Source organism: Dietzia massiliensis (genome assembly GCF_018390595.1).
GTDB lineage: Bacteria > Actinomycetota > Actinomycetes > Mycobacteriales > Mycobacteriaceae > Dietzia > Dietzia massiliensis.
Genome location: NZ_JAHBAV010000012.1, coordinates 64,815 through 74,364, shown reverse-complemented (window position 1 = coordinate 74,364; position 9,550 = coordinate 64,815). Strand labels below are relative to the sequence as shown.

Sequence of the window (9,550 nt, the reverse complement as noted above, 5' to 3'; positions counted from 1 at the left end):
CGCCGTCCAGCAGGTGCTTGGTGACCATGGCGCGGGGGCTCATGCCGCGCAGGTCGTTGAGCTGCTTGAGCGGCTCGCGGAACTCCTCGAAGTCGGTCCCGTAGTCGTCCTTGAGCTGTTGCTGCGCGTTGCTGGCGAACTCGCGGACCTTGCGGATCGCGGACGCCAGCCAGCGGGCGGCCTCGGGCAGACGCTCGGGCCCCAGGACGACCAGTGCGATCACCCCGAGGACCAGGAGCTCGGACCACCCCACGTTTGTGAACATCGCAGTCAGGATACGTCGTGGCGCGCGCGAGCGGGAGCGTGACCTGCGCAGGTGCCCCCCGGGCTCAGCCGAGCGTGGGACGGACGGTCAGCTCGACGCGTGATCCGCCGCGGATGACCTCGACCGGGACGTCGACGTCCGCACCGGCGCGGCGGACCGCCACCACGAGTTCGTCGGACGAGCGCACCCGTCGCTCCCCGACGCGGGTGACGACGTCGCCCTCGCGTAGTCCGCCGGACTGGGCGGGCGATCCCTCGCGCACGTTGACGATCTCCGCGCCCTCGACCGCGCCGTTGTCCGCCTTACGGGCGTTGACCCCGATCGTCGCGTGCCGGACCGACCCCTCGGTCATGAGGGAGGTGGCGATGTCGCGGACGTCGTTGACGGGAATCGCGAAGCCGAGGCCGATGGATCCGCCGGACTGGGTGAAGATTGAGGTGTTGATCCCGATGACCGCTCCGGTGCCGTCGATGAGCGGCCCGCCGGAGTTGCCGGGGTTGATGGCGGCGTCGGTCTGGATGGCGTCGATCACCACGTCGCCGTCGGAGGTCGACTCCCCCAGCGCGATCGGCCGCCGGGTCGCGGACACGATACCCTCGGTGACCGTCCGCGCGAGTCCGAGTGGGGATCCGATCGCGATGACCTGCTCCCCCACCTGGACGTCGTCGGAGTTTCCGAGGGTGGCGACGGTGAGGTTCTGGACGTCCTCGACCTTGAGGACCGCCAGGTCGGTGGCGGGGTCGCGGCCGACCATCTCCGCCGCGGCGCGGGAGCCGTCGGGGAAGATGACGTCGATGTCGGCGCGGTCGGCGGCACCGTCCATGGTGACGACGTGGTTGTTGGTGACGATGTATCCCTGGGGGTCGATGACGATGCCGGAGCCCTCCCCGCGGGCCGACGGGGTGGAGACCTGGATGTTGACGACGGCGGGTTGGACCCGCCGTGCGACCTCGCCGACCGGATTGTCGGGGCGCAGGACGTTGTCCGGCGCGTCGGCGATGCGGACGGTCGAGGTGGTGAGGACGCGGGCGGAATCGGCGACGACGGCGCCGATGGCACCGCCGGCGAGGGCGACGACGGCGACGGCCGCGATCGCCCCGGCCAGCGCTCGCCTGCTCAGTCGGCGCTCGAACAGCGCCTCGGAGAGCGAGAGCCGGGCCGGTGGGGCCTCGTCCGCACCGGACAGGTCGACGGGGCGCGGCTCGGGTGTGGCCGCCACGGCGGGCGCGCCGAGACCGACCGGGGCCTGCGGGTCACGCCAGGGGTCGGGTGTGCGCGCCGGGGGCGCGGCGGCCTCGTCCTGCCACTCCGGATGACGTTCGATACCCCGGGGGCTCTCAGGACCGGGGCCGAACGCCTGCGCCAGTGCGGGATCGGCGTCACGGACGACGCCCGGGTCGGCGCTGCCCACGGCGCCGGTGGCGGTCGTGGGGTCGAATCCACCGGAGACGCCCTCGGGGCGGGAGAACAGGGCGACGACGTCCGGATCGACGGCCGGTGGGTGGATGGGTGCCGGCTCGCGCAGGGGGCGGTCCGGCTCTTCGTCGCGCCCCGTCGACCCGCGCACGCCACTCTGGTCCTCCACCCGGACCACCCTAACGGCCGCGTCGCCGCAGCCGGCGAAGTAGCCTCGCCCACGCGGTCGCGGACGTCTCCACGGGAGCGGGCGTCCCGTCCCGGTCGTCGGCTCGCCCGTGAGCGGCCACGGTCAGATCGTCCAGGTTGCGTAGTCGCTCGAGTAGCTCGCGGGGCATGTGGATGGGTCCCGAGCCCCGCAGCGCGTGGCGCGCCTCGCGCTGCCCCTCGACCTCACGGCGGCAGTCGGCGCAGCGGGCGAGGTGCGCGTCCGCGCGGGACTGGCCGGCCTCGGGCAACCGGCCGTCGACGTACGCGGCCGCGGCCTCGATGGAGAGGTGGTCGGTGGACAGGAAGTGCTCCCGCGTCCGCGGCGGCCCGGTCCGGCCGACCACTTCCCGCGCGGACGTCTGCGACAACCTGAACTCGGGCGCGGAGCCGCGCCCGTGACGATGTCGATCCACGCCACGCCCTCCCGACCGTCGGCCTGCGGGGCGGTATCCCGCCCCGGTCTCGATGGGTCAACGTCCGGCACGGCTCCGCTGTTCCCGCCGTCCGACGCGGCGGCTCAGCTGGAACGCTGGTGCGCTCCGGTGACACCGGCCGCCTCGAGCTCAGCACGAAGGGCGGCGCGGCCGCGGTGGATACGGCTGCGGACGGTACCCATCTTCACCCCGAGGATCCGCCCGACCTCCTCGTAGCTGAGGTCCTCGATGTCGCTGAGGACGACGGCCGCACGGAACTCCGGGGTCAGGTTGTCGAGCGCCGCCTGCAGGACCGGGTCGAATGTCTCGTCCGACAGGACCTGCTCCGGACTCCGCTCGCGCCCGGGGACGCGTTCGGCATCCTCGGGGAGGGTCTCGAAGCGGATGCGCGAGCGCCGCCGGGCCATGTCGAGGAAGAGGTTGGTGACGATCCGGTGCATCCACCCCTCGAAGGTCCCCGGCTTGTAGCGGTCGAGGGACCGGAAGACGCGGATGAACGCCTCCTGTGTGATGTCCTCCGCGTCATGGGCGTTGCCGCAGAGGCGGAACGCGAGGCGGTAGACGCGGTCCCCGTGCTGGGCCACCAGTTCGGACCACGTCGGCATGTCCGCCGCGTCGCCGGTCGAGTCGAATCGTGCGGTGCCTGCCGACTCGTCGGGGGCCACCGGGGCGATCGTCGTCCCGTGCACGGTTCGTGAGTACATGCGCTGCCGCCGCCTTCCGGCGCGGGGCATGTCCCCGCGCGGTGGTGGTTCGCGCCCTCGTGGCGCGACGTCTGACCACTGTCCCCTATCGGGCTGTCCTCCCGGTATACGAGTACTGAGATCGCGCTGAGAGTTGTATACCGATCCGGTCACCGCGCGTTGCTCGCCGCTGCGCCCGTCCGCGGCGATACGCTGCTCGGGTGTCCGATTCCACTGATCTCCCCGCCACCGACCGCTCCGGGACCGACGGGCTGGCGCACAGGAGTGCGGCCCTCGTCGACGACTCGCTCTACGCCCCGGCCCGCGCCGAGGCCGACGAACTGGGTGCCCCTTCGCCGGACGCCGCGACCGCGGAGACCATCCGGATGATCGCCCGGCTGAACGGCACCCGCGCCGCGGTGTGTATCACGCCGGCCCCCGGCGTTCCCGCTCTCGCGATCCTCGCCGCGGCGGGCCAGGGTTCCGGGGCCGTGGTCACGTGCATCACCGAGGATCCGCACCACCTGGACGCCGCGCGGGCCGCGGTCCGCGGGGCGGGCCATCCCTCCTCGGCGGCGCGCTACATCGCGGCCCGCCCGCTGGAGGTCGCGGACAAGCTCGCCGACGGCGCGTACGACCTGGTGGTAGCGGACGTCCCCGCCCACTCGGTGACGCGCCTGATCTCGCGCTCGCATCAGCTGTTGCGCTCCGGCGGGGCACTCGTGCTCATCGGCGAGCACGCGCCCCTGCCCGAGGACACGGACCTGCCGGAGCACGCCCACGTCACGCTGCTGCCCGTGGGCGTCGGGCTCACCGTCGTCACGCTCTGACCCGTCGCGCAGCCCGGCGATCAGCCCGGCAGGGACGTGACGGTGTTCTTGGCGACGCTGACGACGCCGCCGGCGCTGATGGGGAACCGCTTCCGGTCGCGTTCGTGGTCGACGCCGATGAGGTCCCCGTCACCGATGTGGCAGTTCTTGTCGACGATCGCCTTGCGCACCACCGCGCCACGGCCGATGCGCACGCCCGGCATGAGGACGCTGCCCTCGACCACGGCGCCGTCTTCGACGACCACGTTGTTGGACACGACCGAGTTGCGCACGGTCGCCGCGGAGATGATCGTGCCCGCCCCGACCATCGACTCCTGCGACATCCCGCCGTTGACGAACTTCGCCGGCGGCAGGTTGTCCTGCTGGGTGCGGATGGGCCACCGGTCGTTGTAGAGGTTGAACACCGGGTGGACCGAGACGAGGTCCATGTGGGCGTCGTAGAACGCGTCGATGGTGCCGACATCGCGCCAGTAGCCGCGGTCGCGCTCGGTCTCACCGGGCACGTCGTTCCGGGCGAAGTCGTAGACGTAGGCGCGCTCCTGCTCCACCAGGGCGGGGATGATGTCGCCGCCCATGTCGTGGGAGGAGTCGGGCTTCTCGGCGTCCGCCCTCAGGGCCTCGATGAGCGCGTCCGTGGTGAAGATGTAGTTGCCCATCGATGCGAAGGTCGCGTCCGGGTCGTCGGGGGTGCCCGGCGGGTCGGAGGGCTTCTCCACCCAGCCGCGGATGATGTCGTCCTCGCCGGCGTCGATGCAGCCGAAGGCGAACGCCTCTTCGCGGGGGACGCGGATGCCGGCGACCGTCACCGCGGCACCGGTGGCGATGTGGTGATCGAGCATCTGGCGCGGGTCCATGCGGTACACGTGATCGGCGCCGAAGACGACGATGTGGTCGGGCTTCTCGTCGTGCACCAGGTTCAGCGACTGCAGGATGGCGTCGGCCGAGCCCGTGTACCAGCGGGGCCCGAGTCGCTGCTGGGCCGGAACGGGGGCCACGTACTCGCCGCCCATGCCCCGCATGTGCCACACCTGCGCGATGTGGCGGTCCAGGGAGTGGGACTTGTACTGGGTGAGGACGCAGATCCGCATGAACCCGGCGTTGACGAGATTGCTCAGCACGAAGTCGATGAGCCGGTAGGACCCGCCGAACGGCACGGCCGGCTTCGCGCGATCCGCCGTGAGCGGGAAGAGTCGCTTGCCCTCGCCGCCGGCGAGGACGATTGCTAGGACATGCGGCTGGTTCCTCACGACCCCACCGTATCGACTCCGCGCGACTCGTCACGGGGCAACGGGCGCTTTGACCCCCGTCCCACGCCCGGTGCTCACCCCGGCGACGGACGGTGTTCACCGGGCACGCCTCGGGCGGGGGGCCGAGCGACTACCTTGGCCGGTGTGCGAGTAGCGATGATGACGAGGGAGTATCCGCCGGAGGTCTACGGCGGGGCCGGCGTGCACGTGACCGAACTGGTGGCGAACCTGCGACCGCTGTGCGACGTGGACGTGCTGTGCATGGGCGCGGACCGCGACACCGCTCGCGCGTTCCGCCCCGACCCGGAACTGGGGCCGGACGCCAACCCCGCGATCCAGACCCTGTCCGCCGGTCTGCGGATGGCCGTCGCGGCCGAGGGGGCGGACCTCGTCCACTCCCACACCTGGTACGCCGGGCTCGCGGGGCATCTGGCCGGTCAGCTCTACGGCGTCCCCCACGTGGTGTCGGCGCACTCGCTCGAACCGAGCCGCCCGTGGAAGGCCGAGCAGCTCGGCGGCGGCTACCGGGTCTCGTCGTGGTCGGAGCGCAACGCGTTCGGAGGCGCTGACGCCGTGGTCGCGGTGAGCGCCCGGATGAAGGACGAGATCCTGCGTGTCTACCCCGAGGTCGAGCCGGACCGCATCCACGTGATCCTCAACGGCATCGACACCGCGGTGTGGGCACCCGTCGAGACGTTCTCCGGGGAGAACTCCGTCCTGCGGCGGCACGGGGTCGACCCGGACCGGCCGATCGTGGCGTTCGTCGGGCGCATCACCCGCCAGAAGGGCGTGCCCCATCTCGTGCGGGCCGCCCGGGACTTCCACCCGGACGCCCAGTTGGTGTTGTGTGCGGGTGCGCCGGACACCCCGGAGATCGCGGCCGAGATGGAGTCACTGGTCGCCGAGCTCAGGGCGGCGCGTGACGGCGTCTTCTGGCTGCGGGACATGCTGCCGCGCGAGGAGGTCATCGAGATCCTGTCCGCCGCGACGGTGTTCGCCTGCCCGTCGGTGTACGAGCCGCTGGGCATCGTCAATCTCGAGGCCATGGCGTGTGACACCGCCGTCGTGGCCTCCGACGTCGGTGGGATACCGGAGGTCGTCGTCGACGGCGAGACGGGCGTCCTCGTCCACTACGACGAGTCGGCGACCGGGGCGTTCGAGCAGGGGCTCGCGGAGGCGGTCAACGAGCTGATCGCGGACCCCGAGCGGGCGACGCGGATGGGCCGGGCCGGGAAGGAGCGGGCCGTGTCCCGGTTCTCGTGGCAGGCGATCGCCGAGCAGACGCACCGGATGTACGCCTCGCTTCTGTAGCGCCCCGTCAGGGTCGGAGGTCGCCGAGCGGCACGCGGTAGGTGTGTACCTCGACGTGGAGGCGGACCGGCTGGTCGTCGGCGCCGAGGGCGTCCTCCAGCCGCGCCCGGTCGAGGTGCACCCCGCTGGGCCCCATGAGAGCGAGGTCGACGGCGACCGCCGCGGGCACCTCGCGGTGCTGGTCGACGACGCGGACCGGGCCCGGCTCGAAGGCGCCCGCCAGCTCGGAGCCCAGCCTCGCGGCCTTGTCCGGCGCCGGCTCGAGAAGCCCCCCGGCCGAACGCAACGGCTCGAGGTGCCCCTCCCCGGGCACTGCGACGACCAGTGTCCCGCCCGGGCGCAGCACCCGCGCGAACTCCGCCGCATTGCGGGGCGCGAAGACCACCTGCACGAGGTCGACGCAGTCGTCGGCGAGCGGGAACCCGTCCCATGTGTCCGCGACCAACGCGGCCGCCGCGGGGTGCGCGCGGGCCAGCCGTCGGGCGGCCGCCGCGGAGATCTCCGTACCGATCCCCACCACGTCGGCCCCGTCCCCGTCCCGGCTGACGGCGTCGAGCACCCCGGCGAGGTAGTGGCCGGTTCCCGCGCCCGCCTCGAGGACGACGCGGCGGGAGACGGGCTCGGCCTGGGCGCCCGCTGCGTCCGGGGCCGGCTGCGCGGCACCGGCGCCGAGGGCGTCACGGGCCACCGCCGCCAGCGAGTCGAGGACCCCGTCGAAGAGCCCCGAGGACAGCACCCGGTCGCGGGCCGCGACCTGATCGGCGGTGTCCCCGGGGAAGCGCCGACCCCGGGGGCCGAAGAGGCTGAGGTACCCCTGGCGGGCCCGATCGAACGGATGCCCGGAACCGCAGGTGACGCCCTGATCGGTCGCCCGCATCGCCTCTCCGCAGAGCGGGCAGCGTAGCAGGGGCAGGATCCGCCCGAGTGCGGGTCCGGGGGTCACGGGCGCGGTCGATCCGCGAGGTCGCGGAGCACCCCGAGCAGCGTACGGGTGGCGAATCCCGTCGCGACGGGCCCGACCTCGTCGATCTCCTCGGGCGAGCGGGCCGGCCCGGCGATGTCCAGGTGCGCCCACGGGCGGCCGTCGACGAAGCCCTCGAGGAAGAGCGCCGCGGTGATGGCGCCCGGCCCCTTCGGCGCCTGGCGACGGTCGGCGATGTCGGAGCGGACCGCCGAGCGCAGGTCGTCGGGCAGCGGCAGCCGCCACCACCGCTCCCCCGCCCGCGCCCCCGCGGCGGCGACCCGGTCGGCGAGGTCGTCGTCGGTGGCCATGACCGCGCCCGTCCGCATCCCCAACGCCACCTTCATCGCGCCGGTGAGCGTCGCGACGTCGATCACCACCTCCGGGTCGCACTCGGCGATACCGTGGGCCAGGGCGTCGGCCAGGACCATTCGGCCCTCCGCGTCGGTGTTGGTGACCTCGGAGGTCGTCCCGCCCACATGGGTGACGACGTCCCCCGGACGATAGGCGGAGCCGGAGAGCATGTTCTCCGCCGACGGCACCACCACCGTGAGGTCCACCCCCGCGTACGCGGGCGAGGGGTCCGCGCAGAACGCCTCCGCCGCCGCCACGACGGCCGCCGATCCCGCCATGTCCGTCCGCATGAGGTGCATGCCGTCGGCCGGCTTCACCGAGATCCCGCCCGTGTCGAACGTGATGCCCTTGCCCACCAACAGCACCCGCGGGCCCGGGCCGGGGCGACGGGCCACCAGGACGGCCGGCGGGTTCGCCGAGCCACCGCCCACCGCGAGCACCCCGCCGAACCCGCTGGAGACGAGGTCGTCGCCCGAGAGGACGTCCGTGCGCATCCCCACGGCGCGCAGCGCCCCGGCCATGCGGCCCACCAGCCACTCCGGCGTCTTCAGGTCCGAGGGGGCGCCGGCGAGATCGCGGGCCACGGCCGTCGCCCGCGCGGCCTCCACGGCGGCCGCCACCTCACGGAAGACGCGCTCCTCGTCGTCGTCGCCCCCTCCCGGTCCCGCGGCGACCACCACGACGAGTTCCGGCGCCACCGGCGCGGGGTCTGCCGCGAACACGTCCTGGCCGCGCGCGCCCAACAGGTAGCCCAGGACCACGTCCGCCACCCGGTCGGTCGGGACCTCCCCGGGCACCGCGACCGCCACCGGCTCGACCGAACGCGCCTCGCGGAGGTGACGCGCGAGCGCCGCACCCGCGCGGCGATGCCCCAGGCCGTGGTCCACGGCGCCCGACCAGCCCGCTCGCGGCGTCGACGCGTCGACCTCCACCTCCAGCGCGGCACGCCCGTCACGGACGGTCGCACGGACCTCCCGGGCCAGGCCGCGCGTCACCCGACCGGCCTCCGGACGACGCACGACGACGGTTCGCGCGGACGCGGGGACCTCCCCGGACGCGACACGGACCGCGGGCAGGGGGCGACTGGGGACATCCGACATCGGCGGAACCTTCCGGTGACATGAGTCGGCGCACCCGCCACGAGGGTCGGATGCGCCGGCATCGGTGGGACGATCGATCAAGAGGTGGCCTGCGTCAGCTCCTCGCCGAGCGACTTGGCCTCATCGGGGGTCAGTTCGACGACCAGTCGACCGCCGCCCTCGAGAGGGACGCGCATGACGATCCCGCGGCCCTCCTTGGCCGCCTCCATCGGTCCGTCACCGGTCCTGGGCTTCATAGCCGCCATCAGGTCGATTCCCTTCGTCCTAGTCCGCGGGGCGCGCCCTGCCGGGCGCCCGTGCCCACGATCGGTACTGCTCCAGTGGATACAACAGATTCTAGCGCGTCCGGCCCGACTCGGACGTCGTAGCAGACCGACCATCCGCACCATCCGCCCCGACGGGCGCCCCGACGGGCGCGCCGTCAGACGCCGCGTCAGACGCCGCGTCACCGACGGCGGTCTCCCCCAGCCGCGCCCGCAACCGGTCGATCTCCAGCGCGGCCTGCTCCAGGGTCCAGTCGACCTCGGCCATCGTGTACCCGCGCGCGGACACCCCGAGGCGCACCGCCCGGATGTCGTCCCCGGACAGCGGGCCCTGCGGCAGACGGGTGACGGTGTGGCCCGCCTCGACGGGGGGCAGCAGTTCCGAGCGCCCGAACACCAGCAGCGACAGCGCGAACAGCCCCGCGGCCACGATCAGCGTCACGACCACGTAGACGACGATGGTGAGCATCGCGCTC

11 protein-coding genes are annotated in these 9,550 nt (G+C 73.2%); 2 read left to right on the top strand and 9 right to left on the bottom strand.

The genetic code is table 11. The annotated features are described in order from the left end of the window. The 4 genes from tatB to sigE form a co-directional block, all read right to left on the bottom strand. Positions 1 to 265, bottom strand: a 265-nt coding sequence (gene tatB, locus KHA85_RS05315; protein WP_213185032.1) for a Sec-independent protein translocase protein TatB, incomplete at its 3' end; no start/stop codon positions are given. A gap of 64 nt (positions 266 to 329) precedes the next feature. Continuing rightward, positions 330 to 1,850, bottom strand: a complete 1,521-nt coding sequence (locus KHA85_RS05310; protein ID WP_308936865.1) for a S1C family serine protease — start codon at positions 1,848 to 1,850, stop codon at positions 330 to 332. A 10-nt stretch (positions 1,851 to 1,860) separates the two neighbouring features. Next, positions 1,861 to 2,304, bottom strand: coding sequence for an anti-sigma factor family protein (locus KHA85_RS05305; protein ID WP_213185031.1), 444 nt, complete (start codon positions 2,302 to 2,304; stop codon positions 1,861 to 1,863). 104 nt (positions 2,305 to 2,408) lie between these two features. Continuing rightward, the gene (gene sigE / locus KHA85_RS05300) at positions 2,409 to 3,029 is read right to left on the bottom strand and encodes an RNA polymerase sigma factor SigE (protein ID WP_213185030.1); all 621 of its coding nucleotides are present in this window, start codon (positions 3,027 to 3,029) and stop codon (positions 2,409 to 2,411) included. A 200-nt stretch (positions 3,030 to 3,229) separates the two neighbouring features. On the opposite strand from sigE, the gene KHA85_RS05295 reads away from it, so the two are divergent. Then, positions 3,230 to 3,838: an O-methyltransferase gene (locus KHA85_RS05295; RefSeq protein WP_007629842.1), complete on the top strand. Its 609-nt coding sequence runs from the start codon at positions 3,230 to 3,232 to the stop codon at positions 3,836 to 3,838. A gap of 20 nt (positions 3,839 to 3,858) precedes the next feature. Here KHA85_RS05295 and glgC read toward each other — a convergent pair whose 3' ends face one another. Then, a complete protein-coding gene (gene glgC, locus KHA85_RS05290; RefSeq protein ID WP_213185029.1) occupies positions 3,859 to 5,085 on the bottom strand; it encodes a glucose-1-phosphate adenylyltransferase in 1,227 nt (408 codons plus the stop codon). Positions 5,086 to 5,229: 144 nt separating this feature from the next. On the opposite strand from glgC, the gene glgA reads away from it, so the two are divergent. Next, entirely contained in the window at positions 5,230 to 6,396 is a 1,167-nt protein-coding gene (gene glgA / locus KHA85_RS05285; RefSeq protein ID WP_213185028.1) for a glycogen synthase, read from the top strand. A gap of 7 nt (positions 6,397 to 6,403) precedes the next feature. On the opposite strand, the gene KHA85_RS05280 is transcribed toward glgA, so the two are convergent. From KHA85_RS05280 to KHA85_RS05265, 4 genes are all read right to left on the bottom strand, one after another. After that, entirely contained in the window at positions 6,404 to 7,339 is a 936-nt protein-coding gene (locus tag KHA85_RS05280; RefSeq protein ID WP_308936864.1) for a putative RNA methyltransferase, read from the bottom strand. Continuing rightward, complete coding sequence (locus tag KHA85_RS05275) at positions 7,336 to 8,811, bottom strand: leucyl aminopeptidase family protein (RefSeq protein WP_213185027.1); 1,476 nt, start codon at positions 8,809 to 8,811, stop codon at positions 7,336 to 7,338. The genes KHA85_RS05280 and KHA85_RS05275 overlap by 4 nt, the downstream gene beginning before the upstream one ends. Before the next feature lie 77 nt (positions 8,812 to 8,888). Further along, the gene (locus KHA85_RS05270; protein WP_007629831.1) at positions 8,889 to 9,056 is read right to left on the bottom strand and encodes a DUF3117 domain-containing protein; all 168 of its coding nucleotides are present in this window, start codon (positions 9,054 to 9,056) and stop codon (positions 8,889 to 8,891) included. Positions 9,057 to 9,147: 91 nt separating this feature from the next. After that, complete coding sequence (locus KHA85_RS05265) at positions 9,148 to 9,543, bottom strand: DivIVA domain-containing protein (RefSeq protein WP_213185026.1); 396 nt, start codon at positions 9,541 to 9,543, stop codon at positions 9,148 to 9,150. Between the last annotated feature and the right edge of the window lie 7 nt (positions 9,544 to 9,550).